Consider the following 26,760-nt stretch of genomic DNA (forward strand, 5'->3'; position numbering starts at 1 on the left):
TTTTTTAGGAAACTCTCTTAAGTGCCCGTTTATGAAAAGGCGGAAAATGAGCATACTCATTCTTCGTCTTTTTTATTACCCATAAAAGGGAGATCAAGATCACTTATGAATCCAAATACTTAATCTCGTATCCCCAACACAAAAAAACGGGACGTTCCGGCAGCGTAAGCTTGCCGGGAACGTCCCGTTCGCTATTTGCGGGAGCCGTCTGGGCACCCGTGAAAAACATTATTGAAATTCGTGGCCGATGAACGCTTCGCGGACCCGGTTCCAGAACGGGAACGGGCGGTAGCGTGCGAATTTCACCTTCAGATTCGGGCTCACCCGGCACCGGATCGACTCCACATCGCTGCGCTGCACATATTGATAATCGAACGCCAGGTAAACCGGGTGTTTCGATTTGGGATAAATGTCGCAGTGGTGATGCATAGGAAGCAGCATCGGCGAGCCGAGCGTCCGGTAGACGCGGTTGTTGATGGACGCAATCTCGGCAATCTGGATAGCGGCCAGAGACGGATGCACGATGGCGCCGCCCAGACTTTTGTTGTAGGCAGTGCTGCCCGATGGAGTGGACACGCAAATGCCGTCTCCGCGGAACATCTCGAACATTTCATCGTTGATGTCGACTTGGGCGACAAGCGTGTTTTCGATTCCTTTTAACGTGAATTCATTTAAAGCCAGACGCTGCTCTACACCTTGGGAAGAATGAATTTCAATTTCCAGAATAGGGTATTGAACAATGCGCATGTCCTGATTGATTTCTCCGTTATGCATAAGCTCTACCAGGTAATCGAGCTGGTCGGGTTTCCAGTCGGCAAAAAAACCGAGATGCCCGGTATGAATGCCCACAAAAGAAATGCGGTCCAGCTTATCCGCAAATTGGTGAAAGGCGATCAGCATGGTGCCGTCCCCGCCTATGGATACAACAACCTCGGGTTCCTGTTCGTCGAGCTCCATGCCGTATTGTCCGGCCAATTCGTGAAAACGGCGGGCCAAACCGGCGGATACATCATCCTGACGCTGCACTAAGAAATATTTCAACACGGTTCCTCCTAAGAAGATGTTTGTTCGCAATAGGTATCAATGAGATTCAATGACGAAAGCGGAACGTCATGAAATTCAATGCCGACGCGATAAGAATCGCTGCTGAAGGGCGTGCTGCTCCGAACTTCGCCTGTCAGGAGAAGCGGGGCTTCAACTTCAGGCAAATGGAAGGATAATTCCAACATTAGGGATTCGATCATCCTGTGCGGAGTGATCATAGAAGTGCCGCTTCGGCTGATTTCCAGAAGCCGCCCTATAAAGGCGGGCGTTTCTTCGGCGGAACGCTGCCGGGCTCCGATCACACGGCATGTGGCGTTCGTTTGCGGAGGCAGAGGCTTCCTGCAGTGCCTGCGGTTTTGATAGGAATACAGCTCCTGCGGAGAGACGAGCTTCAGCACGCAAGAGGAGACTCCCGGGTCAAGCTGTACAAGATCGACAAAAGAATAGTAATTGATCCCCTGATCCTGGAAGGAGAATTCGATAAAAGAAATCTGCTCCAGCTTATCAAGCGGATTGGCGAGATCAAAATATACATGCACCGAAAAAAAGTCCAAGCCGGCTTCGCGCAAAAACACGCGGGTTTCCAAGCAAAAGGGCTGACCATCGGCGGTTTCTCCGACAATGATCAGCTTACATTCCGTTTTCGGTACGAGAATATGTTGGGTCAGCGCATACGTCCAATTCATCATTATCACCATGGTTCCATGCGGCGGCATCCAGATTAGGTACTCTCATTCATAACGAACCTTCTTTTCTCATAATAATCAATTACGGCCGATAACACAATGCTTAGACCCTGTAAAGCTTTATTGGAAAGAGCAGCGGAGGAGACGCTTAGTTGCCCGGACGCCCCTAATCCGCCATTTTCCCGCGGAAGGCTGGGGTATCCCGGTAAAGCTGCGAGTTGCGGCTGACCGTTCACTTTTTGCAAGGCCGATTCATAAGATAAATTGACAGAATATTCTTTCAAACAGTTCGTTTCAGGAAGGAGTGAAGAAGATAAAGCGAGAATAAAATGAACAGGGAGCCGGCGAAGACAACGAACGCGAGCGGATAAAGCGTCTGCCATCCGGTACCGCCGTCCGTTCCGAATTTTCCGGCAGGCAGGGTGTTCTCCAGAAGAACTCCGATGGGCCGCATCGGTTTCCACAGCACAAACACAAGCAGCGAAGCGAGTAAACTATGCAGAATGCGGGCCGTCAAAAATGGCGCGTAACGCATGTTCGTCTGGCTCAGGACGCTGACGATCTGGGCATGAACGGATAGCCCTCCCCAGGAAAGAATGAAGGCGGCCGCGGCTGTCTTGAATACGAGCAGGGTCGAATCACCCATGCTGCCTGCGGCTTTGGCGCCGAGCGTAACTTCGAACGTGCCTCCGATCAGCGCGTCCGAGAGGGCCGGGGGGAGGTGGAGAACGTTCAGGAACATGCGCAGAAGCCCGGAGAGCATGTGAATGACACCGCTCAGGGTTAGCATTTCAAGTACGACGGAGAAAAAAACGACGAGGCTGCCCAGCAGGAAAATCAGGTTCAGCGAATTCCGGACCCCTTGCGCCAGCAAAGTGCCGAAAGGCCGTCCGTCTTCCAGCCGTGCCTTGTGCATCGCTTTGAAGGCGCGGGCCCAGACGGACGAACGATTGCCTGCGGCGGCACGTGGAGCGGGCGTTGAAGGAGCCCCTCTCCCATGGAACCGCATCAGAAAGCCGACAAGTAGGGCGCTCCCGTAATGGGCGGCCGCGAGCACGGCGGCGAGGGATGCGTCATGGAAGAAGCCGACGCAGACGGCTCCGATGAGGAAGATGGGGTCGGAGCTCGTCGTGAAGGCGACAAGGCGCTCGCCTTCCTCCCGGTTGACGAGCCTGTCCTTCCAGAGCTGCGAAGTCAGCTTCGCTCCGACCGGATAGCCGGAGGCGAAGCCCATGGCCACCACGAATCCGCCGATTCCGGGTATACGAAAAACGGGACGCATCATGGGATCGAAAATCATGCCGAAGAAATGGACGATTCCGAATCCGAGAAGCACCTCGGAAATAACGAAGAAAGGGAATAAGGCCGGAAAGAGCACGCCCCACCAGATGGCGACGCCGTGAACCGCAGCCGCGAGACTTTCGCGGGGATAGGCAATCATAAGCGCAGCGATGCCGATGATCAGTACACACAAAGGAATAAGGGTAAAGACGGAACGCCTCGACATGGGGTTTGTACACCTCCTCCCTAACGTATATGTGCGCAGGGAGAAAAACATGTTTTTTGTAAGCGTATACTTAGTTTTGCGAAAACACTGGAAGTTGAACTTAAGTATGGTACAATGGTACTAAACCTGGTTTTTCATCCTGTAACCGTGGGAGTGAAACTTATGGCTGGAGTAATTTCTGGACTGCTGGTATGCTTTTTTGTTTACGTGATAAGGGAAGCCCTTATAAATGCGGCGGAAGACGATCTGGAAGGATATTGAGCCGAGCAGTCAGGTCTGTTTAGCGCCGGTGTCCTCAGGTTGTTCTGCGCCGACGATTTTAGTTGCCAAAGGATGACCTCAGCATGAATATCGATGATTCAACGACAACGCTGTACGAGCGCATGGGCGGGGAGCCTGTCCTTCGCAGGCTGGTGGAAGCCTTCTATCCGAAGGTGCAGGAGAATCCGCTGCTCGGTCCTCTATTTCCGGAGGATATCCGTCCGGTGATGGAGAAACAAATTCAGTTTCTCACCCAATTTTTCGGAGGGCCCATGCTTTATACGACGGAGCACGGACATCCGATGATGCGGGCGCGCCATATGCCTTTTCCCGTTACGAGAGACAGAGCGGATGCCTGGCTGTCCTGCATGCGCGAGGCTGCCCGGGAAATCGGTCTTCCCGATGATTTGGCGGGGATTCTGCTTGCAAGATTGCAGGCGCCGGCCTATCATTTCGTGAATCAGGAATAAGGGGAAGGACACGTCCGGCAGGAATGCTCTTCTAGCCCCCTAAAATTTCAAAACGCTTATTGAAACACGCATGCTCTCTTTCGCATGGTACTTCAATAAGCGTTTTGTTGTTCCAGGAGCGCAGGCTCCGGAGATTCGCTGCACAGGGTAATTCTGTTTTTACCCGTATTTTTGGAGATATACAGGGCACGGTCCGCTTCATCGATCAGCAGCTGCAGATCCGTGGCGGCATCCGCGGCGGCAGAGATGCCGATCGAAACGGTGACGGGCGTCGTTTCCGCATGCTCGAACGGGTAAGCCGCAACGGCAAGCCTGATTTTCTCGGCATACTCCCGCAGCTTGACGGGATCTGTCTCCGTACTCATAAGGATGAATTCCTCGCCCCCGTAACGGGCGATGTAATCGTGCTCCGCGACCACATTCTTAAGCAGGCGTCCCGTTTCCCGGAGAAGCTGATCCCCGTGAAGATGGCCCCAGCAGTCGTTATACTGCTTGAAATTGTCGATGTCGATCATAAAAATGGAAACCTCACGGAAGCCGAGCGTACGTCCCGCTATTTCAAAAAAGCTCCTCAGATTCGGGAGCCCCGTAAGCAGATCCTGGCTTGCTTTCATCTCGAGCTTGCGCTGGGTCAGCCACTTGGCGTTTTCATCGTTGCTCATCCCGATCAGGAGACAGACGGAGACAGCCGACACGACGGACATAAACAGCAGCGGGTACGATTCGCTCAGCGCATGCCTTCCCGTATGCACGGCCGCGTAAATGACGACTTGGGTCAGGAACAGGAGCACGCTGATTTTCAAACCCGCCCGGATCGGAATTGGTTTGCTGCCCGTCCTGAATTCCGAACGATGAAAGCCCGAACTGAGAACAGCCGGGATAATCAGGCTCTGCAGCGTTTGCATGACCCACATGGAGTCTTCCGCCGTCAAGAAACAGTAGAGCGTAGGGAGCAGGGTGGAAAACAAGGCGTTGCCGAGCCCGTAGCGGAGACCCGCCATGACGACGGGAAGGTAGCGCAGGTCTACGGCGCCCGTATCCAGCGAGAGCGGCTGCTGCATCAGCAAAATGCAGGCGAAGCCGGTCAGTACGGGTGAAGCTATTTTTTCATAATTTTCAAAAAAATGCATGCGCTGTATTTTGAGCGCCAGATAGCTGAGGGTGACCAGGGTACAAGCAATGGTGAGGGCAACCAGATATTCACTCAAGCGGAACCACTCCTCGTTATTGCAATGGATGGCTCGTCTTACCGTTTTCTGAAAGGCCGGTCCGCAAGCAAATAATCCGTGTCCGTGTCCACAAGCGTCACTTTCTCACGGCAGCAGGGAAACACGAGAAGTCTTTTCTTGCCTTCATGGATCGGAAGTAAGTCTTTAGTCCTTAAAGGCAGGAGAACGTTAGATTGGCTGCAGAACGGGCATTCGGCTACATAAATGTCTTTCAAAACGGTTTCATAAGGCCATGTATGACTAAAAGGAAGCATCATTTTACTTCGTTTCACTTTCGGAATCCGGTGCCGGATCCTCACCGGGCTTGGACGAAGCGAGCTCGGCCAGCTTTTGCAGCAGAATATGCTGAGGCATGTGCATCAGGTGCTCGAGCGGTACGCCCAGGTGCTTGGCAAGCTTGACCGCCGTGTCCGGAGAAATGTTCAAGGGTTTCATTAGACCTATCCTTTCTTCGGGAAAAATGGTTCTTTTTATCTATTGATAGCATATTTCTTAGGAAGAAGCAATTGGGTGAATAAACGGTCCCTCTTCCATACTGTATCCTATCAGGGGTCCTCTCACAACAAGCCGGAAGACCCTTCTTTTGTTTGAAGGAGGTTTATGGTTTAATGTAACCGTAGGTCAATTTGCTCTTTACCCTCTAACCGGAAAGGTGGATTACACATGCATACACCGTTGAATCAGACCTGGGATCTGGACGTATTTTTCCCGGGCGGCAGCGAATCTCCCCAGTTTGCTTCGTTTCTGAACGACCTGGACGGCGATATCGCCGCATTCCGCGCCAGTCTCGAGAAAGCGTCGTCCCCTCAAACCGCCGGCGATTCGGCTGGCTTTAAGGCGCTAATAGATCAGTATCAGGGCATCTTAAAACGGATACGTGAAGCGGATTCATTCGTAGGCTGCCTCGCGGCCGATAATCAGAAGGATAAGAAAGCCGTCCAGCTCGGCGGCAAAGTGAAAACGCTCTATGCCGATTTCCTGGCATCTCTGACCCGTCTGGACCCTGTGATCACGGGAACGCCGGATGACGTCTGGAGCGCTCTGCTTGAGCAGGAGGGCCTCCGCGAGATCGCGTTTTCCTTGAACGAGCGCAGAGCGCAGGCAAAAGAGAAGCTTCCGCCGGAGCAGGAAGCGCTGATCAGCGACTTGGCCGTTGACGGCTATCACGGCTGGAACGACCTTTACAACACGACGGTGAGCCAGTTCCGCATGGTGGTGGAAGAAAACGGCGAGCGCCAGGAACTGTCGGCGGGCCAGGCTTTTAACCGCCTGCATACGCCGGAGCTTGCGAAGCGTACCGAGCTTTTCAACCAGTGGGAAGAGGCATGGGCCGAGAAAGCCGATTTTGCGGCGGAGGCTCTCAATCATATCGCCGGCTTCAGGCTGCAGGTTTACAAACAGCGCGGCTGGGATTCCGTACATAAAGAACCGCTTGAAATCAACCGTATGAGCAAGCAGACGCTCGACGTGATGTGGGACGTCATTACCCGCAATAAAGGCGTGCTCGTCGATTATCTGAACCGCAAAGCACAGCTGCTGGGCCTTGAAAAGCTGGCTTGGGCGGATGTGGACGCCCCTCTGGAAGGCGGAACGAAGACCGTCGGCTACGACGAAGGCGCCAAGCTGATCGTCGACCAGTTCCGCGACTTCAGCCCGCGTCTGGCGGATTATGCCGCGGAAGCGTTCGAGAACCGCTGGATCGAAGCGGAAGACCGCGCAGGCAAGCGTCCGGGCGGCTTCTGTACGTCGTTCCCGCTGGCGAAGCAGACGCGTATTTTCATGACTTACAGCGGAACGCTGAACAACCTGTCCACGCTCGCTCACGAGCTCGGCCACGGCTTCCATCAGTATCTGATGGATGATATGCCGGCGCTGGCCCAGGAATACGCCATGAACGTAGCCGAGACGGCTTCCACGTTTGCGGAGCTGATCGTCTCCGACGCGGCTGTAAAAGCGGCTGTCAGCGACGACGAACGCATCGTCCTGCTGGAAGACAAAATTCAGCGCGCGGTCGCGTTCTTCATGAACATTCACGCCCGGTTTATTTTCGAGACCAACTTCTACGACGAGCGCCGTAAAGGTCTCGTAAGCGCAGACCGCCTCAGCGAGCTGATGGTCCAGGCGCAGAAGGAAGCGTTCAACGATTCGCTCAGCGCTTATCACCCTCATTTCTGGGCGGCGAAACTGCACTTCTACGCGACGGATGTGCCGTTCTACAACTTCCCGTATACGTTCGGTTTCCTGTTCAGCGCGGGCATTTATGCGCGTGCGCTCGAAGAAGGGACCGCGTTCGAGGACAAATACGCGGCGCTTCTCCGGGATACCGGCAGCATGACGGTCGAAGAGCTGGCTCATAAGCATCTCGGCGTCGATCTGACCCAGCCGGATTTCTGGCAGAGCGCGGTCGATACCGTTATCGAAGACGTGAACGAATTCATGCGCCTGACGGAAGGCAAAGTGAAGTAAAACCGCTCATTCAGCCCAAAGAACCTTTAAATCCACAAGTTGTGGATTTAAAGGTTCTTTTTACATGAACACGCCGGCGGGCCGGAATCAAACTTTCTCAAGATGGCTTTTGCTGCTGTCATTACACGGCCGCTGTATCCCGGGCACGGTTTTGTGCTCGGCCAAGTCTCTATTTTAACTCAAAATTTAAAAATTTGTATCGTCTGCTCCAGCTGTTTGACGGAACGTGTCATTTGTTCGCACCGGCTCACCATTTCGAGAACGCCGCTGATCTGCTCGTTCATCGAAGCGGACACTTCCTCCGTTCCCGCAGCGGACTGCTCGGTAATGGCGGAGATGTTCTCCATCGTTGCGGAAATTTGTCGTGCGCCTGCCAGCATATGGTCGCTCTCTCCGGCAAATTCTCCGATCCGGTCGGAAATAAAACGGACGGCGTTAAAAATATCGGAGAAAACGGCTTCGGTATCCCGGATCAGCTCCGTCTGTCTGCCGACTGCTTCCTCATTTACTTCGATATGAGACAGCGCCTGGCGAATGCCGGATTCGATGGACGTGACCAGCCCGAACACTTCCCGCGTCTGGGTCGTCGCTTCTTCGGCCAGCTTCCTTACCTCCTGGGCAACTACGGCAAATCCCCGCCCCTGTTCCCCCGCTCTCGCCGCTTCTATTGACGCGTTCAGCGACAATAGATTGGTTTGTTCGGCAATTTCCGAGATTGCCTTGGTGATTTTGGAGATTCCTGCGGTTTGTTCCGCAAGCGTGCGAATCGTGTCGGAAACACGCGCGGTAGCTTCGACATTTCTTCTCATGCCCTGCCCTTGGATTTCGACAGCTTCACGGCCTTTGTCGACGAGCGACAGCATTTGCTCCGAACGGGCATTCATCGTTTTGGTCGATCCCGCAAAGTTCGAAACCTTCTGCTCGATATCTTTCGTAGAGACGGAGATGGTGGAGACTTCTTCCGAAATCTGTCCGGCTCCCGAGGCGAGCTCCTGGGCGGAAACGGTCACCTGCTGAAGAACGTCCTTAAGCTGCAAGTTCTGGGAATAGATGCTTTGACTCGTATCGGCGACTTGTCTCGTGATGGCTCCGGTTTCGCCCAAAATGCCGCGCAGCTTGTCGATCATGCTGTTGAAGGAACGTCCGAGATCGCCCAAGGCATCGTCCGTTGCCGCATCCACCTTGCGGGAGAAATCGCCTTTGGAGATGTTGAGAGCTGCGCGGGTAAGGTCTTCGACAGGTTCTGTAAGCGCTCTCTCGAACCAGCGGACGAAAGGGAAACTTGCAGCCAGCATAACCGCCAGAAAAATAAAGCCGATCAAGCGGTTGAAACCCGGAAGCAGGAGAAGGAGAAGCAGCGCCGCGGAATAAACGGCGATCAAGCCGTAACAGCCGGCCAGCAGCTTGCTTTTAAAGGAGAGAGACGACCAGTTCTTCATACTTTAGCTCCTATAGACAGAGTAAATTCAAAATGTAACATATTTCCTGCGGCCATTATATCACCGTGTTTTATAAGGGTCTATAGTTTTATTTCGCGTAAAAAAGGTGAGTGAAAAGGCCTAGAAAAGAGTTGGAAATATAGGCCCTAAGATAAAATTTTCTTTATTTTTCGCAGGAAAACCCATATGAAATGTGACTATTAGGCGGATTTTAGCGAGAAAAAGGTTGAAAAAAATAAAAGTAATGTAAAATTTTGTTGTATTGGATCTAAAGACACATTATACTGTGGCTACATACCTAGAACATACAAATTCACACTATTTTAAGAGGGACATTAGGGGGGAAATCATGATTATTGAACCGATTTCATTGGTACGTCAGGTTGAAATTGTATTTACCGAGCTGCGGCAGGAATTGAGCGAGCTAAACTCGGGAACGGTCTTCTTGCAGATCCGCAACAATGCGGTCGGAAAGTTCGGCGTCCGGCATAATCCTCTCGAAGGAAGGGACGGGGTTGTGCAGAAGAGCGGGACGGGACTGGCGGAGTCTCAGTGGCAGGCTTTCCGGAAGCTTGCGCTGGATTCGCTGAAATACAAAGTGAATTGGACGCACGGGGAAATCACGTTTGATTTCACGGTAAAGAAAGAAACGCTGTATGCCAGCGTCATGTTCGAATCGAATTACAACATGTCCAGCCTCATCCGCGGATAAAGACGTTTAAAACAAGCAAAAAGGTGGCTGTTTCGGCCACCTTTTCTGGTCGTGCTTAAGTATGTTTGAATCAGACGATTAACGTCCCAATTTGCCTGCCAGCTGTTGCTCGGCGATTTGAACCAGTCTGCGAGTGATGTGTCCACCGATCGCGCCTGTGTCGCGAGTAGCCATGTAACCGTAGTAGCCGTCTTGAGGGATTTGAATACCAAGCTCTTGAGCGACTTCGTATTTCAGTTGGTCCAAAGCTTGGTTAGCTTGTGGAACAACCAGTGTGTTGCTGCTGCGGGATTGTCCTGCACCCATTGATGTCACCTCCTTCGGTAATGGGTAGTATGAACCGTTTTGTTAAAAATACTCATGCCTGAAAAAAATATTTAATTTGTCGAAAAGAGTCTGGATAGAGGTGTATAAATAGGTAGAAAAAGTCGAAAGCGCCGAAAAAGCAAAAGAAAAGAGGGTCTTTGGGAAGGGCGGCAGGGAGGCCTTATGAAGGGGCGGAACCCCGTCATTTTGTGATAAACTATAGGCCGGGGATCGGACAGATACGCACGTGGTCCGGAACGACCCCTTTGCATGGAAAGGAAGGGAAGTATGGCCGAGAAAAAGTTTTATGTGGTATGGGTGGGCAGAACCCCGGGAATTTATTCGACTTGGGCCCAGTGCAAGGAGCAGACCGATGCGTTCCCGCAGGCCAAATACAAGTCGTATCCGACGGAAGCCGAGGCGCGGGCCGCTTTCGAACGCGGCTGGCAGAAGTCGCTCGATTTCGGAGCGAAGAAAAAGTCCGCGGGAGCGGGGGCTTCAGGGAAATCCGAGGCGCCTCCGGAGGTGGATAACGACAGCATTTCCGTCGATGTGGGCTGTTCCGGCAATCCCGGAATCGTGGAATACAAAGGCGTGGATACGAAGACGGGCGAAGTGATTTTCTACAGGGGGCCGATCTCCAAAGGGACGAACAATATGGGGGAGTTTCTCGCCATCGTTCATGCTCTCGCTTATTTGCAGAAGCAGGGAAGCAGCAAAACCGTTTACACGGATTCGATGACTGCCCTCAGCTGGCTACGCAAAAAAGAGGTCGCTTCCAATCTGGTCAGGGACGCTTCGACCGAAGAAATATGGACCTTGGTAGACCGCGCGCTCCAGTGGGTCCGCACCAACACATACACCAATAAAATCGTGAAATGGGATACCAAAAAGTGGGGCGAAATCAAAGCCGATTTCGGCCGTAAATAAGCAAGGCTCTTAGTCCGGAATGTTTTCCGGGCTGAGAGCTTTTTTAGTTTGTGCGCAGAAAGGGCGCCTCGGAACCTGCGCAAGTGCGCCTAAAATTTTCGTTGACGAAAAGAAGGACGTACAGTATGATATGCCTTAATCCAACTGGAATACTTGGATTAAACAGATCTTTTACACAGAAAATGAACAACGGGGGAGAGGGAACTATGAAAGGGATACGCAAAGTTGTCCATGTTTTCACTATGATGATTCTCATCGTCGGTCTGGTGGCGGCATGCGGCAAAGCAAACACGGAGACAACTACGGGATCGGCTGCGCAGACACCTGGCGCCTCGCCGGCTGGCGGAGATAAAGCAAATGCCCTGGCGGGCAAGAAAGTCGCGCTGATTATGCGCCAGAATCTCGGAACATTTTCGGCTCAATACGTGGAAGGCGTGAAGGAGCAGGTTACCAAGCTTGGCGGTACGGTAACGGTGATTCCTGCGGACGGCGATCTGACGAAGATGGCCTCCAACCTCGATGCGGCCGTCAACCAGAAGTTCGATGGCATTCTGCTCGATCACGGAACACCGGATGCCCTTCAGAACGGAATCAATAAAGCCGTGGAGAAGAAAATTCCGATCGTCGCATTTGATTCCAACGTCAAAGGACCCGGCATAGTGGCTTTGGAGCAGAACGACCAGAAGCTGGCTGAACTGACGCTGGAGCAGCTCGGTAAAGACGCCGGCGGCAAGGGCAACATCGTCAAAGTATGGGTAGCGGGCTTCCCTCCGATGGAGAGCCGCCAGATTGCCTACAAAGCTTTTATGGATAAGAACAAAGACATTAAAGAAATCTCGACGTTCGGCAACGCGCAGAACCCGGCTTTGGATACGCAGGCGCAAATGGAAGCGATCTTGAAAAAATATCCGAACAAAGGCGATATTACCGCCGTGTGGGCGGCTTGGGACGAGTTCGCCAAAGGCGCAACGCGAGCCATTCAGCAGGCGGGCCGCACGGAAATTAAAGTATACGGCATCGACATGAGCGACGAGGACCTTCAGCTCATTCAGGATGCGAACAGCTCCTGGGTAGCTTCGGCCGCTGTCGACCCGAAAGATATCGGACGTATTCAGGTCCGCTACCTGTATCAGAAGCTTCACGGGGATCAGACTCCGGAGAAAGTCGTTCTGGAGCCGGTATTCGTCTCCCGCGACCAGCTGCCGAAAGACAAAAAGGTTACGACGGCGGAGCTCAGCCAGTATGTGACAGGCTGGGGCAACAGCCAGCAAGGCTATACCGACTGGCTCAAGGAAGCCGAGAAACAGTCGGGCAAATAAGAAGAACACGCGAAATCCCATCGGGTTGTAGACGATGGGATTTTGAAAGTTCGGGGAGGAGTACGGTTCATCATGACGACGACTTCACTATCCGTGCTGCGGATGAACGGCATTACGAAAACATTTCCGGGCGTAAAAGCCTTGTCGGAAGTGGATTTTGAAGTAAAAGGCGGAGAAATTCACGGGCTTCTGGGGGCCAACGGGGCGGGAAAAAGCACGCTCATGAAGATCTTGTCCGGCGCTTATACCGCCGACGGGGGAACGATCGAAATCGACGGGGCGCCCGTGCCGATTTCGTCGCCCAAAGATGCGATGCGTCAGGGGATTTTCTGCGTATATCAGGAAGTCGATACCGCGCTCGTCCCGGAGCTCACGGTGGCGGAGAACGTGCTGCTGGACAGCGTCGCGCACGGGAGCGCCTGGCTCCGCTGGGGCACCCTGAACCGGGAAGCGGCGAGAATCCTCGCTTCGATAGGCTCGGACATCCCGGTGAAACTGAAGGCGTCGCAGCTGACCATCGCGCAGAAGCAGCTCGTGCTCATCGCACGGGCGGTGGCTCATGCGGCGAAGTGCGTCATTTTCGACGAGCCGACGGCTCCCCTCAGCCTAGAAGAATCGGAGCAGCTATTTGCGATTATGGAACGGCTGAAGGCAAACGGCGTCGGCTGCGTATTTATTTCGCACCGGCTTGCGGAAGTGACCCGGTTGTGCGACCGGATCACGGTCATGCGGGACGGAAGCCGCGTGCTGACGAAGGCCGCCGAGGGCACCAGCCACGGCGAAATCATTGAAACGATGCTCGGCAAGAAGTTCGCCGAGGAGTTTCCCAAGCTGCCGGCGGACCTGGGCGGGACGGTGCTGGAGGTCCGGGGGCTGCGCCGCGGAACGAAGGTGCGCGGGGTCGATTTCACGCTCCGCGAGGGCGAAATCCTCGGCATCGTGGGCCTGGTCGGCGCCGGCAAAACCGAGCTGAGCCGGCTGCTCTTCGGAGCCGACCGCGCCGACGGCGGCGAAGTCTCCCTGCGCGGCAAACGGCTGCGGCTCTCCGAGCCCGAGGATGCCGTCCGCGCAGGCGTGGTGCTTGTGCCGGAGGAGCGGCGCAAGCAGGGCGTGCTTGTGGAGGAATCGGTCCAGCGCAACTTGTCGCTGCCGATTCTCCGGAGCCTGAGCGCCGGCGGATTCATCCGCAGGCGAGAGGAGCGCGGCCACGCCGAGCGGCTGATCGGCCAGCTCGGGGTGAAGCCGCCGCAGCCGGAGCGGCCGGTGAAGCACCTGAGCGGCGGCAACCAGCAGAAGGTGGCCGTAGGCAAGTGGTTGCCGACGGACGCTTCGGTGTACATGTTCGACGAGCCGACGAAGGGCGTGGATGTCGGCGCGAAGAGCGACATTTTCCGGCTGATCGGACAGCTGGCGCAGGAGGGCAAAGGCGTTATTTACTTGTCCTGCGAAATCGCCGAAATTCTCGGGATCGCCGACCGGATTCTCGTGATGAGCTACGGCCGGATCACGGGCGAGCTCAGCCGCGAGGAAGCCACGGCGGAAGCCATTTTATCTTATGCCAGCGCAGGGGAGGCCGAACACGTTGAAAGATAAAGCACTGGACGTTTCGTTCCGCTACGGGACGCTTGTCGTCATCGCCGCGGTTTTTGTCTTTTTTTCCATTACGAACCCGAACTTCTTAAGTTATGATAATATTTTTGATATTTTGCGTTCCATTTCCATTGTTACGTTTGTGGCGATCGGTGTCACTTTGTCGCAGATTGTCGACGGATTCGACTTGTCTGTCGGCTCTACCGTTTCCATTACGACCGTTGTGGCCGCTTCGCTGATGGTCTGGTACGAGCAGCCCCTGATCGTGGTCCTGCTGGTGCCCTTGGCGATCGGTATCGGAATCGGCTTGCTCAACGCCTTCCTTATTGTGAAGGTGCGCATTCCCGACCTGCTGGCCACACTGACGGTTATGTATATCATCGCAGGGGTGCACAAGACGTACACCAAAGGGTTCTCGGTCTACAACAACATGCCGATGCCCGACGGAACGACGGCGAAGGGTGTAGTGACGGAAAGTTTCAAATGGCTGGGCCAGGGTAAAATCATCGGACTGCCGGTTCCCGTCGTTCTGATGATTATCGCGGTAGCGGCCGTCCATATTTTTCTGACGTACACGCGCTGGGGCCGTCAGCTCTATATTACGGGAGGCAACCGCGAAGCCGCCCGATTGTCCGGCATCGGCGTAAACCGGGTGCGGACGGCCGCCTACGTGCTCTCGGGGCTCTTCGCCGCGATAGGGGGAATCCTGTATGCGGCCCGGATCGGTTCGGGCCAGATCGACGCGGGGGCTCCGCTGCTCATGGAAGCGGTGGCGGCCGTGTTCGTGGGGTATTCCGTCCTGGGCGCGGGCAAGCCCAATGTAATCGGCACTTTCTTCGGAGCGGTGCTGATCGGCATTTTGCTCAACGGCTTGACGATGCTGAACGTGCCGTACTACTCCTTCGATATCATCAAGGGGGGCGTGCTGCTTGCGGCGCTTGCCGTTACGTTCGTTCACTTGAACCGCCGGCGTCAGTAGGTCCGGCACGATCAAAAGACCTTGAAGGAAATCCTTCAAGGTCTTTGTTGAAGATAGAACGGCTCTTCCGAATTCCCTCGTCAGGAATAAATTTTAGTTGACGGTGGTCAGAGTGAGCGTATAAGTTTTTCTAGTATCGACATTCAGGAGAGCTGGAGTCACTTTAACGAAATAAGTAGTCCCGGACGCGCCGCCGTTCAGCGTAACCGATCCGTTGCCGCTTGCGGAGGACTGGTAAACAGGCACACCCAGCGGGGACAGCGTATACAATGTGATGAGGTAAGGATAGTTGGAAGGAGACGTTAGCTTGACTTTGTGCACGCTGCCGGCCGGAACTTGGTCGGTCCACCAGTCTCTGTCGAGCGATCCGCTCAGTTTGCCGTAGTTGTCTCCCTGGGACAAAACATTGGCGGTTGTGTAAGTATCGTTAGGCTCGGTTTCGGTGTTAGCGTAAGCGGAAGAGGCTCCTAAAGTCAGCAGGAAAAGAAGCGTGAGGACAATAATTTTTTTCATAAACGACACCTCCAGGTTATAATAAATGGCAGGTTGGCCAACCTACCTTAGAAAATAACATAAAAAGGCAAAATTGTAAATTTAGTATTTGTAAAACCCCCGTTTTATAGCTTCGGCTAAGTTCTACAAGCAGAAAAAAACAGCCGTCCCCGTTTATCAAAAGGAGCAGGCTGCTTTTACAACCTTCGGATTCTATCAAACTTTCACTTTCCGTAGGTTTAGAAAAACCGTTTGTTAGACAGGATGTATAAGGGATAGAGATCGTTATACCCGTTTTCCGGCCATGGGGGTGCAAACAAGCCGACTAGAGCCTCATGTACAGCAGCCAGCTCAAACTTCCGGCAATCGCGCCTGCCGCCACAGCGACCCAGAACCAGCCGTTGTGCAGCATTTGCCGCAAAAATGCAGGAAGTTCCCGCATAAAACCGCCTCCTTTTTCATACTTTTTATCATAATCGCAAGGGCAGGGGCGTGTCGCCCACCAATTTTTGCTGAAAATTTTGAAATACCGGAACCATCTACCCGTCTATTCGTTATATAGTAGAGAGAGTTAGAGCGGGCGGAAAGGCCCCCGAGTTTTGTGAGGATAGGAGCACACCATCACATGTTTACCAAACAATATTTTCAAAGCAAAGGTTTCCGGAGGATTTTGATCTTCGCCCTGCTTGCCCTTATTCTTTATGCTATGCAGAGCATGATCAATCTCATTCTGCTTACGTTCATCTTCGCTTTTCTGATGGACCGTATGCAGTCGTTCGTCTCATCCAGGCTGAACCGGTATATGAGAGTGGACCGGCGCTGGATCGTTGCGATTCTGTACGTGGTTATTCTGGCGCTGCTGGGGATCGGAATGTACAGGTATTTGCCTGTCGTGGCCGTCCAGGTATCGCAGGTCGTCAGGCAGCTGTATGAATTTTATACGCAGCCGCAGGACAATGAAGTGCTCAGCTACATTATCAACCTGATTAAACCTTACATTGAACAGACTGAGCTCTCGAAGTATATGAATCAGGGATTCGGCTTTGTGTTCAAATCGGTGACCGACATCGGAAAAGTGCTTCTGCAGGTGTTCATCGCCCTGCTCCTCAGCCTGTTTTTCCTGCTCGAGAAGCCGAGAATCATCCGCTTTACCGCGAAGTTCAAAGACAGCAAAATCGCGGCGTTTTATGAAGAGGTGGCCTATTTCGGCAGCCGTTTTGTCCACTCTTTCGGTAAAGTGCTGGAAGCTCAGTTCCTCATTGCGCTCGTTAATGGCATTCTGTCCGTTATCGCGCTGTGGATTCTCGGTTTTCCTCAGCTGTTCGGCCTCGGCCTGATGATTTTCCTGCTGGGTCTCGTCCCCGTGGCGGGTGTCATTATATCCCTGATTCCGCTCTGTACGATTGCTTACAGCATAGACGGGATCATGATGGTGGTATATGTGCTTATCCTGGTCGCTGTGCTGCACGCCCTGGAAGCTTATATGCTGAATCCGAAGCTGATGTCCGCCAAAACGAACCTGCCCGTGTTTTACACTTTTATCGTCCTCATCTTCTCCGAGCATTTTATGGGCGTGTGGGGACTGATCATCGGGATTCCGATCTTTATGTTCCTGCTGGATGTACTGGATGTGACCCGGGAAAAAGAAACCGTTGCTTAAACCAAAAAGAGCAAGCGTTCCTTTAAGGGATGTCTTGCTCTTTTTGGTTGTGCTGCCGCCAATCGGTCAGCCGGTAGGACGGGCCGCGGTACCGTCGCCTTCCGGATATATCGGGAAGGCATGTGTCCTGCATTCTTGTCCGGCGCTATAACCGGATTCGCCTGAATCGTGGTTTGAACCGGATGAGCGCAGTTGATTGAAAATAGGTATTGAAAAAAGTAAGTCATCTATGATATAATATGTAATTGTATTGTTAAACCCTCTTTTTTAGTTCCTCTTTTATGAATAACATTCCTCCACCGAATCAAATTCCAACAACCCTAAGAATTTGTTTACCGTGTTACTTGATTCACACTGGCGCGGTCATCGGAGCCGCAAGGATGAAAGAGAGGTAGGGCTTTCATTGTTTTAGGAACACTAATTGGTCATTTCTTTATTCAGAGATCATTAGGAACTAGAAAACAAGGCCGTTTCTTCGAGCCTTCTATATGAGCATACTAACGACATTTTCTATAGAAACGGCAGTGGGTTTCTTTCCGCCATAGTAGCCATGGCACAAGGAAGAAGCAGATGGACACATAACCGCTACAGGCAGTAAAACGAACATACGGAAAACCCGTCAGCATGGCTGGCGGGTTTTTTTTTGTTTTCTGTTTCCGTTTTTTGTTGCCGTTTGGCCGGTGTCTCTTCTTATGCCAGTTATTCTTAAGCAAATTTGAAACGGCGTTGCAGCAGGAAACGAAGAAGAAAATAAACGACGGCTCCGCCAAGAAGAAAAGCAAGGCCATAGGCATAATAAGACGTTCCGTTTTGCTGGTATTGATAGTAGGCGGCTGTGAAATTTTTGCCGACCATCCCGGCAAAGCAAGCTCCGCAAACTACGACGCTCCATAAAAAGTAAGGCTCCAGACCGGGAAAAAGAATGGCCTTGCCGTTGTTCTCCGGTTTGTTTTTCGAATAAGCGTAAAGCCCGGCCCCCAGGAAAATTAAAATGTAAACCGCGCATATCCCGAACAGATAAAGCGAAGCCGGTGAATACCTGTTGTCCGTAACGAGAACCAGAGGGTTTAAATAATGCCAATTGTATCTAACAACCCGGGGTAATAGCTCTCTATATCCGGACCAATAAACGGAGAAGAAAGAACTTAACATGCTCTTTAGGCCCATCGGCAGTACACCGGCGACTAGGGCTAGAAGAATTTGTGTCAAAGCCCCGCCCGTGAACGTTCCTGCAAACAGGACAATGGTATACCAAGCGGTTAATATAAGGGTTGAACGAAAGATCTCACGCACGTGAACGGACAGGGAGAAATAGTCGTGGAACGGCGATAAGAGAATCACGACAATATCCAGTGCGTTCGTGAGGAGAACCGATCCGAGGATAAAAAGGATGCCCAGAAGCCATTTGTTCAAGTAAATTTGAGTACGTTTGAACGGCAGCGAGAAGGTGAAATCCTGATGAAGGCCGCGCCGCTCCATTCCGATAAGCACGACCGCGGCTCCCAGCGCCAGGACGGCAAGCGCAATCCGGTAGTAAATAAATTCATTTCCGTAAATCGTGGCGTTTTCCGAATACTCACGCATAAATAGCAGCTTCCATTTCATGTTTGCCGGGGATGTGATCAATTCGATCATCCGGTTAAAAACCAGAAATAGAAACCCCGCCGCAGGCATAAGCCACAACAGCAGCTTGGCTTGCTTGTAGTCTTTTTTCCAGAGTGCTTTAGACAGCATGTTCGTCACCCTCTCCCAGACGGTATTCAAATACATCTTCCAATTGGATGGGAAGCCGATCGACCAGCAGCGGATTCAGGTGTTGAAGATGCTGGAGAGTTTGCCCGGCATCGTCCTGGAGCAGGAGCGTATAAACGCGGCCCACATGGCTCGTGACTCTCACCTGAGGCAGACTCAGGAAATCCTCCGGCGGCTCTCCATTGAACACGACCTGCAGCTTATGCAGGGTTCCTTTGGTTTCTTCCAGAGAGGAGACGGATTCCAGCTTTCCTTTCCGGATCATGATGACCGTGTCCGCAATGCGCTCCAGTTCCTGCAGCTGATGGGACGAAATCAGGACGGATGTGCTCCCGCCGGCGATTTCTTGGACCAGGAAGGAAAGAACCTGCTTGCGGACGATTGGATCCAGACCGTTCGTGGGTTCATCGAGGAGAATGAGGCTGGCTTTCGATGAAAAAGCGAGAAGTATGCCCATAAGCACCTTCATGCCTTTGGAGAAGGTGCGGATTTTTTTGCGCTCCGGAAGATGAAATCTGCGGAGCTGGTCCGCAAAATAAGCCGGATCGAAGTCGGCATAGGTTAGACGATACAGATCCGCGCATTCCTTGGCCGTGTAGCCTCCGAGCATATCAAGGGAATCGGGGACATACACGATATTCCGCTTCGCATCGGGGTGCTCGTGAATCGAATGGCCTCCCCATCGGACTTCTCCGCGGTCCGGGTCCAGAATGCCGGCAAGGGTCCGGAGCAGGGTGGTTTTGCCGGCTCCGTTGCGGCCGACGAGCGCGGCGATGGAGCCTTGGCCGAGCTGGAACCGGATATCTTCCAGGACCGTTCGTCCGTCGATGTTTTTGCTGAGAGCTTCAACGTTTAGCATAGGAGGTCTCCTTTACTCCTTGATTTCTTTGTAAAATTGTTCGGTCCAGCCTTTAATCTGATCGGCACCGATTCCGAGATAAGCGGCTTCGACAAGAAGCTGGCGGAAAGTGGAGCGAAACTTTTCGAGGCGCTCTTTTTCCATACCCGGTGAAGATGGGTTGGCGACAAAAGTGCCTTTACCGCGCAGCGTTTCGATGATGCCCTGGCGCTCCAATTCCTGGTAAGCCTTGCCGACCGTATTCGGATTGACGAGGACCGCGGCGGAGAGTTCCCGGACAGAGGGCAGACGGTCTCCCTGCCGCAGCGCCCCTTTCAGTATGAGTTCTTTCATTCCTTGTATGATTTGTTCGTATATGGGAAGTTCGCTTCGCTCGTTGATTTTGATCATCGGAGGAGGCACCCCTTTCTTGGCGGTTAGTAGGATGAAGAACGCGTGGTGCCGATAGGCCGGGTAAAAATTATTATAGTGTACTATTTTGAATAATACACTTAGTACACTAATGAAAATAATGAGGTTTTGTCAACAAGATTTTTTCGGAGCTTTAACGGCGCTGAAGAAGAGAAGCTGACACTTTTGGCCTTCCGGCCGGAGACATGTTAAAATCGGGTACAAATAAACCGGAGAAAGGAAAAGGAAACACGATGGACCCCAATCCGAAGATGACACGCAGAGCCTTTCTGGCAAAAGGCAAATTTCTGGCAGGCGCTTTGTTGGCAGCCCCTTTTGTTTCCTACGGATACGCGCGGTTTGCCGAACCGCACTGGATCCGCACCAAGCATGTCCGGCTGGAGCTGGAACGGCTGCCGCAGGCGTTCGATGGCGTACGTGTCGTCCAGTTCAGCGATGTTCACGTCGGACCCTATCTGGCGCCCGGAGATCTGCCGCAGCTTGTGGACATGATCAACGCGCTCAAGCCGGATTTGCTGTGTTTCACCGGCGATTTGTACGATTACCGCGTGTACGACGCTTCTGCAGTCAGTCAGGCTTTGGCGGCACTCAAGGCCCCGCTCGGTAAATTCGCGGTACTCGGCAATCACGATTATTACGGCTCGCCCCGGGAGACGGAGAAGGTGCTGAAGCCGGGAGGCTTCGAGCTGCTCACGAACCGTTCCGTCACGGTCGGCAAAGACAAGGCGCTGATCCGGGTGGCCGGCGTCGATGACATGTGGGAAGGCCGCCCCGATCTGGACCGGGCGCTGAAAGGCGTACGCCGAGACGACTTCGTGCTCCTGCTGTCCCACGCCCCGGATTTCGCTGATATCGCGCTGGAAGCGCCGGTCGATATGCAGCTGTCGGGGCACAGTCACGGCGGGCAGGTGCGGCTGCCTTTCTACGGCGCGATAACGACGCCGATGTACGGACGCAAGTATGTCGACGGCTTATACAAACTCGGCGGCGGCAAGCTTCACGTGTACACGAACCGGGGTATCGGCATGACCATGCACCCCGTTAGGTTCTGGTGCCGGCCTGAGCTGACGGTCTTCACGTTAAAGAAACGCTTGTAACGCCTCGTAGGACGGCGGTGCTGGCGGAGTATCGCTAAATTTAACCGAATACGGGCTGACATCCACTCCATCTTAGCGCAACCACATATAGTGTACGGTAAGACAATAACTCACCGAGAGGGGACACGAAAGATGGGTTATGTTGGAGGAGTAGGCGGAGTAGGCGTAGGAGGATACGGAGGCGTAGGCTACGGTGGCGTAGGCTGCGGAGGATACGGGGGCATAGGTACGAGCGTAGGTGCAATTCTGGTTCTGTTCATTCTGCTGGTTATTATCTCCCGCACGTTCCTGTACTAATTTCCGCATAAGTCCCGGCGGCCGGGTTAACGGCCGTAAGCGTTCATGAACAAACTCCAGGCTGCTTGCAGCCGGGGGTTGTTCTTTTTTTATGAGTTTTTTCCTTCTAAAACGTTTAATTAAGGTGGAGGTCTTCTACGAGGCCCGCATTCCAAAATCAAGGAGGTACCGTTATGTATAAGGATTTGGAAGGAAAAACGGTTGTCATTACGGGAGCGTCCACGGGGATAGGAAGAGCGGCTGCGGTCCGTTTCGGTCAAGAGAAAGCGAATGTCCTGATCAATTACTTGAGCCATGAAGAAAACATTCCCGCCTTGATCGCTGAAGTGGAAGCCGCGGGGGGCAGAGCGCTGGCGATCCGGGGAGACGTGACCAAAGAAGAGGACGTGAAGAAGCTGGTGGAAACCGCCCATGAGCATTTCGGTTCTCTGGACGTGATGATCAACAACGCGGGAATCGAGAATGAAGTTCCCTCTCAGGAGCTGTCCGCCGACGATTGGCGCAAAGTGCTGGACGTGAACCTCACCGGGGCGTTTCTCGGCAGCCGGGAAGCCATCTCCTATATGCTGGAGCATGAAATCAGAGGGGCCGTTATCAACGTTTCAAGCGTGCACGAAATGATCCCTTGGCCTCATTTCGTCCATTATGCGGCGAGCAAAGGCGGCATCAAAATGATGACCGAGACGCTGGCGCTGGAGTTTGCGCCCAAAGGAATCCGGGTGAACAATATCGGGCCGGGGGCGATCGACACGCCCATCAATGAAACGAAATTCGCCGACGAGCAGGCGCGCGCAGGCGTGGAAGCCCTCATTCCGATGGGGTATATCGGGAAACCGGAAGAGATTGCGGCCGTAGCCGCCTGGCTGGCTTCGTCGGAGTCCAGCTACGTCACCGGCATCACGCTGTTCGCGGACGGAGGGATGACGAAATATCCGTCGTTTCAAGGAGGAAGAGGCTGAGAGAGAGGAGGGAATTCCCATGAACCAAACATGGTGGAAAGAAAGCGTCGTGTACCAGATTTATCCGTCCAGCTTCAAGGATTCGGACGGGGACGGCAGAGGAGACCTGCGCGGGATCATTTCCAAGCTGGATTATCTCGCGGAGCTTGGCGTCAACGTCATCTGGTTGTGTCCCGTTTACCGCTCGCCGGGCGCCGACAACGGCTACGATATCAGCGATTATTACGAGATCGATCCGCAGTACGGCACGATGGAGGATTTTGACGAGCTGCTTCTGGAAGCGCGCAAGCGCGGGCTGAAAATCATGATGGATCTTGTGCTGAACCATACCTCCGACCAGCATGCCTGGTTTAAAGAATCGCGTTCTTCCAGGGACAATCCCAAACGCGACTATTATATCTGGAGGAAGGGGAAAGAGGGGCTTTTCCCGAACAACTGGGAGTCCTACTTCAGCGGAAGCGTCTGGGAGCACGACCCGGAGACGGATGAGTATTACATGCATCTGTATTCGAAGCATCAGCCCGACCTCAACTGGGAGAACGAGGAAATGGTCGACGAGCTTTTCCGGATGGTGCAATGGTGGCTAGGCAAGGGAGTCGACGGTTTCCGCTTCGATGCCATCGCTCATATCGTAAAAGCGCAGGGGCTGCCGGATGCCGATAATCCCCGGCATTTGCCCGTTGTGCAGGCTTACCAGCTTTTTTCGAACCTGGAAAAGGTACATACGCTGCTGCACAAACTCAATGACCGGGTGCTGTTTAACTACGACATTATGACGGTCGGCGAAACATCCGGGCTGGGTCCGGAGCAGGCGCTGGATTACGTGGGGGACGAGCGCCACGAGCTGAACATGGTTTTCCAGTTCGAGCATATGAATCTGGATGCGGCTTCCGCCGGGACGGGCAAATGGAAGTCGAAGCCATGGACCCTGCTGGAGCTGAAAAAAGTGATGAGCCGCTGGCAGACGGTCCTTCACGGCAAAGGCTGGAACGCCAACTATCTCGGCAATCACGATCAGCCCCGTCCCGTTTCGAGGTTCGGAGATGATGGACGGTACCGGGTGGAATCCGCGAAAATGCTGGCTTCGTTTCTCCTGACGCTGGAAGGAACGCCGTATGTTTTTCAGGGGGAAGAAATCGGCATGACCAACGTCGCATTCGATCTGATCGGCGATTACCGCGATGTGGAAACGATCAATTACTACAAGCAGGCCAAGCTGCTCGGCAAGCCCCAGGACGAAGTCATGAAGGCGATCTGGAAAAAAAGCCGGGACAACGCCCGCACCCCCATGCAGTGGGACGATACGGCGAACGCCGGATTTACGACGGGGGAACCGTGGATTAAGGTCAACCCGAATTATCCCGGGATCAATGCGGTGGCAGCGGCAGCCGATCCGCAGTCCGTCTACCACTACTACCGCAGCCTAATCGCGCTTCGCAAAAAGCATCCCGTCATCGTTTACGGCGAATACAAGCTTCTGCTTCCGCTGGACACGGAAATTTATGCGTATACGCGGACGCTGAACGGGGAGAAGCTGCTGGTGATTTTGAACTTTTTCGATGGAACGCCGGAGTTTACATGGCCGGAAGAGCTGGGAATGGGGAAGGACGCGGAGCTTCTCATTTCAAATTACGATCCCGTCCCCGGCGAAAATACCGGCTTCCTCAAACTGCGGCCTTATGAAGCCAGGGTTTATCTGCTCGGTTGAGGGGAGCGTTTTATCGGCATAGACAAGTTCTTTGACCGGATGTTATGATGAACAGAACACAATCGAATATGGTAAAAACAGGTGCGGAGCCCATTCGAACGGATCAGACAGTCCATAAGAACCGGGTTCGGCTTAAAACGGGAAGTTCGGTGAAAGACCGACGCGGACCCGCCACTGTAAGGAGCCCCCTGCAATCGCAGGGGAAAAATTTTTTCGGCATCAACGTCACTGGATTTTCCGGGAAGGCGCCGAAGAAAGCTCCGAGCCAGGAGACCTGCCTGTTTAAATAACACTAGATAACCTACGAGGATTTAGGGAGGTGTTGAGAACGGCTGAATCGCTGCCAACAGCGGCTTGCCGGAACGTGGGCGTATAAGACTGCCCGGGGCCGGCGGACTGTGCGGGTTGGAAGCATATGCGGGATATTCCCGCTTAATGGCTCGAAAGTTCGAAGCATTTCTATCCGAAGAGGATGGAAATGCTTTTTTTATTGTCCGGACGAGACGGGAAGGCAAGCGGCAGGCCGCCGGAAGGCGCACCCCCGTGCATATAGGAGGCCACCTGTACGAAGCGGACAGGAAGGCCGGACTGCTTGAACGGTTGTTCAACGTAAGCGCCGGAGCTTTTTTTACAGGAAGAGGAGGAATGGGAATGGCCGGTAAACTGCTTATCATCGGATTTGGCCCCGGGGACGAAGCCCATATTACAAAACGCGCGCGCGAGGCGATTTCGGAAAGCGAAGTCATTATTGGCTATAACACTTACGTGGATCTGATACGCAGCCTGATCGACGGCAAACAGGTCGTGCGTACGGGCATGACCGAGGAAGTGAGCCGTGCGCAGGAAGCCGTCAGACAGGCGGAGGCCGGGCGTAAGGTGGCCGTTATATCCAGCGGCGATGCGGGCGTCTACGGCATGGCGGGTCTCGTGTACGAGGTGCTGATCGAGAAAGGGTGGAAGCCGAGCGATGGCGTGGAAGTCGAAATCGTGCCCGGCATCTCGGCGATCAACTCGTGCGCTTCGCTGCTTGGAGCTCCCGTCATGCACGACGCATGCACGATCAGCCTCAGCGACCACCTGACGCCGTGGGATCTCATCCGGCGCAGAGTCGAAGCGGCCGCCTCCGCCGATTTCGTCATCGCGCTGTACAACCCGCGGAGCGGCAGGAGAACACGCCAGATTGTGGAGACGCAGCAGATTTTGCTGAAACACCGCTCTCCCGATACTCCGGTGGGTATCGTCAAAAGCGCCTACCGCGACAGGGAGCACGTCGTGCTGACGACGCTTGCGGAGATGCTGGAGCATGACATCGGCATGCTCACGACGGTGATCATCGGCAACTCCGCGACCCGCAACTACGAGGGGCTCATGATTACGCCGAGGGGCTACCAGCGCAAATATACGCTGGACAGCGATATTCAGCCCCTGCGTCCTCATGAGCGTCTCCGGCGGGAAGCCGAGCCGTGGGCTTTGGAGCAGGAGGCGGAAACCGGCGCGGAAACGGAGGCGGCCCTGCCGGGACAGCCCGGACAGCCCGGTGCCGCTTTGCGGTCCGCGGAGCAGCAGGAAGCCGGCCGTACCGGTCTGCCCTCCTTCTTCGACGAGGACGAGTACGGGGATGACGGCTACGGCGAATACAGCCCCGAAGCCGAAGGGACCGGTACTGCCGACGACTACGACCGCGAAGATTCGCCGATCCGCATACAAGCGGCCGGGATACGGTCCGCGTACGATAAGCCCGCGTCTTCGGGGGCCGGGGAGTACGGGGACTCGTCGGTTGCGGTCGCCGTACGTCCGCCTGCCGCACCTGCGGCTTCCGTCGCCGTTTCGGCTCCTACCGCGTACGAGCTTGCGGAAGAGGCGCTCCGTCTCGTGACGGGCGAGCCCGGCGGAACGGCTCCCTCCGCTTCCCCAGGCGGATTTTTCCGCCAGCAGGCCATTCTCGAGTTCGCCGTCAGCCCCGGGCTCGCGAACAAAAACCTCACCGCCAAGCAGCTGATGGTCCTCGCGGACGCTGTAGGCGATACAGGAACGATGGAGTATACCCCCCATCATCAGCTGCTTGTCAAGCTGCGGACCGATGATCCCGATTCCGTAACGAAACGGCTTCGCGGAGAAGGCCTTCTGCTGGCTCCGGTCGGCGATGTGGTCCAGATCAAAGCCTGCGACTTCTGCAATATGGACAAGGGCGACGCCGTGCCGTATGCGGAGGAGCTTCACGATCTTCTGGGAGGAGCGGCCGTGCCCAAAGAGATGAAAATCGGTTTCAACGGCTGCGGCATGGCCTGCTACGGCGCGGTGAAGGAAGATATCGGCATCGTGTACCGCCGGGAGAAGTTTGATCTGTTCCTCGGGGGAAAAACGGTCGGCCGCAATGCCCACGCGGCGCAGCCCGTTGCGGAAGGCATCGAGCCGGACAAGCTGGTCGAGACCATAGAGCGGATCGTCACCCGATACCGGAACGAAGGGCACCCGAACGAACGGTTCCATAAGTTTTTTGCCCGCGTAAAAGAGCTGGAGGGTTACCGGCACCGGGAAGTCCCCGCTTTTCAAATCGAAAACGCTTTGTGCGGAGATTAACGAACCC

Annotated in this window: 25 protein-coding genes and 1 riboswitch; of the genes, 13 read left to right on the forward strand and 12 right to left on the reverse strand. The window is 54.0% G+C overall.

Annotated features, from left to right (window positions below; all coding sequences use genetic code 11):
• Window positions 1-228: 228 nt before the first annotated feature.
• The 3 genes from ACI48J_RS05035 to ylbJ all read right to left on the reverse strand — a co-directional run bounded on the left by ACI48J_RS05035 (window position 229) and on the right by ylbJ (window position 3,237).
• Entirely contained in the window at window positions 229-1,041 is an 813-nt protein-coding gene (locus tag ACI48J_RS05035; RefSeq protein WP_042233573.1) for an NAD kinase, read from the reverse strand.
• Between the two features lie 11 nt (window positions 1,042-1,052).
• Window positions 1,053-1,733 carry a PilZ domain-containing protein gene (locus ACI48J_RS05040; RefSeq protein ID WP_326055641.1) on the reverse strand — a complete coding sequence of 227 codons (681 nt, stop codon included), beginning with the start codon at window positions 1,731-1,733 and terminating at the stop codon, window positions 1,053-1,055.
• Between the two features lie 277 nt (window positions 1,734-2,010).
• Window positions 2,011-3,237 (reverse strand): sporulation integral membrane protein YlbJ, encoded by a 1,227-nt coding sequence (gene ylbJ, locus ACI48J_RS05045; RefSeq protein ID WP_405081983.1) that lies wholly within the window; start codon window positions 3,235-3,237, stop codon window positions 2,011-2,013.
• A 344-nt stretch (window positions 3,238-3,581) separates the two neighbouring features.
• Here ylbJ and ACI48J_RS05050 point away from each other — a divergent pair, with 344 nt between their 5' ends.
• Window positions 3,582-3,968 (forward strand): globin, encoded by a 387-nt coding sequence (locus ACI48J_RS05050; RefSeq protein WP_405081985.1) that lies wholly within the window; start codon window positions 3,582-3,584, stop codon window positions 3,966-3,968.
• Window positions 3,969-4,060: 92 nt separating this feature from the next.
• Here ACI48J_RS05050 and ACI48J_RS05055 read toward each other — a convergent pair whose 3' ends face one another.
• From ACI48J_RS05055 to ACI48J_RS05065, 3 genes are read right to left on the reverse strand one after another with little or no spacing between them, the layout of a single operon-like run.
• On the reverse strand, window positions 4,061-5,176 hold the full coding sequence (locus ACI48J_RS05055; RefSeq protein WP_405081987.1) for a GGDEF domain-containing protein: 1,116 nt from the start codon (window positions 5,174-5,176) through the stop codon (window positions 4,061-4,063).
• A gap of 38 nt (window positions 5,177-5,214) precedes the next feature.
• Window positions 5,215-5,451, reverse strand: coding sequence for a hypothetical protein (locus ACI48J_RS05060; protein ID WP_231392066.1), 237 nt, complete (start codon window positions 5,449-5,451; stop codon window positions 5,215-5,217).
• Window positions 5,452-5,455: 4 nt separating this feature from the next.
• The gene (locus ACI48J_RS05065) at window positions 5,456-5,632 is read right to left on the reverse strand and encodes a YycC family protein (protein WP_326055646.1); all 177 of its coding nucleotides are present in this window, start codon (window positions 5,630-5,632) and stop codon (window positions 5,456-5,458) included.
• A gap of 228 nt (window positions 5,633-5,860) precedes the next feature.
• Between ACI48J_RS05065 and ACI48J_RS05070 the strand changes: the two genes are divergently transcribed.
• Window positions 5,861-7,663 carry a M3 family oligoendopeptidase gene (locus ACI48J_RS05070; protein WP_405081989.1) on the forward strand — a complete coding sequence of 601 codons (1,803 nt, stop codon included), beginning with the start codon at window positions 5,861-5,863 and terminating at the stop codon, window positions 7,661-7,663.
• A 179-nt stretch (window positions 7,664-7,842) separates the two neighbouring features.
• On the opposite strand, the gene ACI48J_RS05075 is transcribed toward ACI48J_RS05070, so the two are convergent.
• On the reverse strand, window positions 7,843-9,102 hold the full coding sequence (locus ACI48J_RS05075) for a methyl-accepting chemotaxis protein (protein WP_405081991.1): 1,260 nt from the start codon (window positions 9,100-9,102) through the stop codon (window positions 7,843-7,845).
• Window positions 9,103-9,451: 349 nt separating this feature from the next.
• On the opposite strand from ACI48J_RS05075, the gene ACI48J_RS05080 reads away from it, so the two are divergent.
• Window positions 9,452-9,814 (forward strand): hypothetical protein, encoded by a 363-nt coding sequence (locus ACI48J_RS05080; RefSeq protein WP_009673102.1) that lies wholly within the window; start codon window positions 9,452-9,454, stop codon window positions 9,812-9,814.
• A 78-nt stretch (window positions 9,815-9,892) separates the two neighbouring features.
• Here ACI48J_RS05080 and ACI48J_RS05085 read toward each other — a convergent pair whose 3' ends face one another.
• Window positions 9,893-10,120, reverse strand: coding sequence for an alpha/beta-type small acid-soluble spore protein (locus tag ACI48J_RS05085; RefSeq protein WP_009673104.1), 228 nt, complete (start codon window positions 10,118-10,120; stop codon window positions 9,893-9,895).
• Window positions 10,121-10,408: 288 nt separating this feature from the next.
• Between ACI48J_RS05085 and rnhA the strand changes: the two genes are divergently transcribed.
• From rnhA to ACI48J_RS05105, 4 genes are all read left to right on the forward strand, one after another.
• Entirely contained in the window at window positions 10,409-11,050 is a 642-nt protein-coding gene (gene rnhA, locus ACI48J_RS05090) for a ribonuclease H (protein WP_405081993.1), read from the forward strand.
• 206 nt (window positions 11,051-11,256) lie between these two features.
• Entirely contained in the window at window positions 11,257-12,369 is a 1,113-nt protein-coding gene (locus tag ACI48J_RS05095; RefSeq protein WP_405081995.1) for a sugar ABC transporter substrate-binding protein, read from the forward strand.
• Between the two features lie 72 nt (window positions 12,370-12,441).
• Window positions 12,442-13,962, forward strand: coding sequence for a sugar ABC transporter ATP-binding protein (locus ACI48J_RS05100; protein ID WP_405081997.1), 1,521 nt, complete (start codon window positions 12,442-12,444; stop codon window positions 13,960-13,962).
• On the forward strand, window positions 13,952-14,938 hold the full coding sequence (locus ACI48J_RS05105) for an ABC transporter permease (RefSeq protein ID WP_009673127.1): 987 nt from the start codon (window positions 13,952-13,954) through the stop codon (window positions 14,936-14,938). Before ACI48J_RS05100 ends, ACI48J_RS05105 begins: the two co-directional genes overlap by 11 nt.
• Before the next feature lie 93 nt (window positions 14,939-15,031).
• On the opposite strand, the gene ACI48J_RS05110 is transcribed toward ACI48J_RS05105, so the two are convergent.
• Window positions 15,032-15,451, reverse strand: a complete 420-nt coding sequence (locus ACI48J_RS05110; RefSeq protein WP_326055653.1) for a hypothetical protein — start codon at window positions 15,449-15,451, stop codon at window positions 15,032-15,034.
• Between the two features lie 604 nt (window positions 15,452-16,055).
• On the opposite strand from ACI48J_RS05110, the gene ACI48J_RS05115 reads away from it, so the two are divergent.
• Window positions 16,056-17,090, forward strand: a complete 1,035-nt coding sequence (locus tag ACI48J_RS05115) for an AI-2E family transporter (protein WP_326055654.1) — start codon at window positions 16,056-16,058, stop codon at window positions 17,088-17,090.
• A 705-nt stretch (window positions 17,091-17,795) separates the two neighbouring features.
• Here ACI48J_RS05115 and ACI48J_RS05120 read toward each other — a convergent pair.
• The 3 genes from ACI48J_RS05120 to ACI48J_RS05130 are packed head-to-tail and all read right to left on the reverse strand — an operon-like array spanning window position 17,796 to window position 20,091.
• On the reverse strand, window positions 17,796-18,824 hold the full coding sequence (locus ACI48J_RS05120; RefSeq protein ID WP_405081999.1) for a hypothetical protein: 1,029 nt from the start codon (window positions 18,822-18,824) through the stop codon (window positions 17,796-17,798).
• Window positions 18,814-19,701 carry an ABC transporter ATP-binding protein gene (locus ACI48J_RS05125; RefSeq protein WP_405082001.1) on the reverse strand — a complete coding sequence of 296 codons (888 nt, stop codon included), beginning with the start codon at window positions 19,699-19,701 and terminating at the stop codon, window positions 18,814-18,816. Before ACI48J_RS05125 ends, ACI48J_RS05120 begins: the two co-directional genes overlap by 11 nt.
• Window positions 19,702-19,713: 12 nt before the next feature.
• Window positions 19,714-20,091: a GntR family transcriptional regulator gene (locus ACI48J_RS05130; RefSeq protein ID WP_326055658.1), complete on the reverse strand. Its 378-nt coding sequence runs from the start codon at window positions 20,089-20,091 to the stop codon at window positions 19,714-19,716.
• Window positions 20,092-20,345: 254 nt separating this feature from the next.
• Here ACI48J_RS05130 and ACI48J_RS05135 point away from each other — a divergent pair, with 254 nt between their 5' ends.
• From ACI48J_RS05135 to cobJ, 5 genes are all read left to right on the forward strand, one after another.
• Window positions 20,346-21,209 carry a metallophosphoesterase gene (locus tag ACI48J_RS05135; protein WP_405082003.1) on the forward strand — a complete coding sequence of 288 codons (864 nt, stop codon included), beginning with the start codon at window positions 20,346-20,348 and terminating at the stop codon, window positions 21,207-21,209.
• A 132-nt stretch (window positions 21,210-21,341) separates the two neighbouring features.
• Entirely contained in the window at window positions 21,342-21,506 is a 165-nt protein-coding gene (locus ACI48J_RS05140; protein WP_405082004.1) for a hypothetical protein, read from the forward strand.
• A 173-nt stretch (window positions 21,507-21,679) separates the two neighbouring features.
• The gene (locus tag ACI48J_RS05145; RefSeq protein ID WP_405082005.1) at window positions 21,680-22,465 is read left to right on the forward strand and encodes a glucose-1-dehydrogenase; all 786 of its coding nucleotides are present in this window, start codon (window positions 21,680-21,682) and stop codon (window positions 22,463-22,465) included.
• Between the two features lie 19 nt (window positions 22,466-22,484).
• Window positions 22,485-24,173: an alpha-glucosidase gene (locus ACI48J_RS05150; protein WP_405082007.1), complete on the forward strand. Its 1,689-nt coding sequence runs from the start codon at window positions 22,485-22,487 to the stop codon at window positions 24,171-24,173.
• A gap of 88 nt (window positions 24,174-24,261) precedes the next feature.
• Window positions 24,262-24,470, forward strand: a riboswitch (cobalamin riboswitch).
• Between the two features lie 354 nt (window positions 24,471-24,824).
• Window positions 24,825-26,753: a precorrin-3B C(17)-methyltransferase gene (gene cobJ, locus ACI48J_RS05155; RefSeq protein ID WP_405082009.1), complete on the forward strand. Its 1,929-nt coding sequence runs from the start codon at window positions 24,825-24,827 to the stop codon at window positions 26,751-26,753.
• Window positions 26,754-26,760 lie beyond the last annotated feature (7 nt).

The sequence above is a fragment of the Paenibacillus chitinolyticus genome, from assembly GCF_045038035.1.
In the GTDB taxonomy this organism is placed as follows: domain Bacteria; phylum Bacillota; class Bacilli; order Paenibacillales; family NBRC-103111; genus Paenibacillus_F; species Paenibacillus_F chitinolyticus_A.

Bases quoted from the DNA above. Each gene is read 5' to 3' on its own strand.
- ACI48J_RS05040 (WP_326055641.1), bottom strand. From the start codon at position 1,733: ATGATGAATTGGACGTATGCGCTGACCCAACATATTCTCGTACCGAAA.
- ylbJ (WP_405081983.1), bottom strand. From the start codon at position 3,237: ATGTCGAGGCGTTCCGTCTTTACCCTTATTCCTTTGTGTGTACTGATC.
- ACI48J_RS05050 (WP_405081985.1), top strand. From the start codon at position 3,582: ATGAATATCGATGATTCAACGACAACGCTGTACGAGCGCATGGGCGGG.
- ACI48J_RS05060 (WP_231392066.1), bottom strand. From the start codon at position 5,451: ATGCTTCCTTTTAGTCATACATGGCCTTATGAAACCGTTTTGAAAGAC.
- ACI48J_RS05065 (WP_326055646.1), bottom strand. From the start codon at position 5,632: ATGAAACCCTTGAACATTTCTCCGGACACGGCGGTCAAGCTTGCCAAG.
- ACI48J_RS05070 (WP_405081989.1), top strand. From the start codon at position 5,861: ATGCATACACCGTTGAATCAGACCTGGGATCTGGACGTATTTTTCCCG.
- ACI48J_RS05075 (WP_405081991.1), bottom strand. From the start codon at position 9,102: ATGAAGAACTGGTCGTCTCTCTCCTTTAAAAGCAAGCTGCTGGCCGGC.
- ACI48J_RS05080 (WP_009673102.1), top strand. From the start codon at position 9,452: ATGATTATTGAACCGATTTCATTGGTACGTCAGGTTGAAATTGTATTT.
- ACI48J_RS05085 (WP_009673104.1), bottom strand. From the start codon at position 10,120: ATGGGTGCAGGACAATCCCGCAGCAGCAACACACTGGTTGTTCCACAA.
- rnhA (WP_405081993.1), top strand. From the start codon at position 10,409: ATGGCCGAGAAAAAGTTTTATGTGGTATGGGTGGGCAGAACCCCGGGA.
- ACI48J_RS05095 (WP_405081995.1), top strand. From the start codon at position 11,257: ATGAAAGGGATACGCAAAGTTGTCCATGTTTTCACTATGATGATTCTC.
- ACI48J_RS05100 (WP_405081997.1), top strand. From the start codon at position 12,442: ATGACGACGACTTCACTATCCGTGCTGCGGATGAACGGCATTACGAAA.
- ACI48J_RS05110 (WP_326055653.1), bottom strand. From the start codon at position 15,451: ATGAAAAAAATTATTGTCCTCACGCTTCTTTTCCTGCTGACTTTAGGA.
- ACI48J_RS05115 (WP_326055654.1), top strand. From the start codon at position 16,056: ATGTTTACCAAACAATATTTTCAAAGCAAAGGTTTCCGGAGGATTTTG.
- ACI48J_RS05120 (WP_405081999.1), bottom strand. From the start codon at position 18,824: ATGCTGTCTAAAGCACTCTGGAAAAAAGACTACAAGCAAGCCAAGCTG.
- ACI48J_RS05125 (WP_405082001.1), bottom strand. From the start codon at position 19,701: ATGCTAAACGTTGAAGCTCTCAGCAAAAACATCGACGGACGAACGGTC.
- ACI48J_RS05130 (WP_326055658.1), bottom strand. From the start codon at position 20,091: ATGATCAAAATCAACGAGCGAAGCGAACTTCCCATATACGAACAAATC.
- ACI48J_RS05135 (WP_405082003.1), top strand. From the start codon at position 20,346: ATGGACCCCAATCCGAAGATGACACGCAGAGCCTTTCTGGCAAAAGGC.
- ACI48J_RS05140 (WP_405082004.1), top strand. From the start codon at position 21,342: ATGGGTTATGTTGGAGGAGTAGGCGGAGTAGGCGTAGGAGGATACGGA.
- ACI48J_RS05145 (WP_405082005.1), top strand. From the start codon at position 21,680: ATGTATAAGGATTTGGAAGGAAAAACGGTTGTCATTACGGGAGCGTCC.
- ACI48J_RS05150 (WP_405082007.1), top strand. From the start codon at position 22,485: ATGAACCAAACATGGTGGAAAGAAAGCGTCGTGTACCAGATTTATCCG.
- cobJ (WP_405082009.1), top strand. From the start codon at position 24,825: ATGGCCGGTAAACTGCTTATCATCGGATTTGGCCCCGGGGACGAAGCC.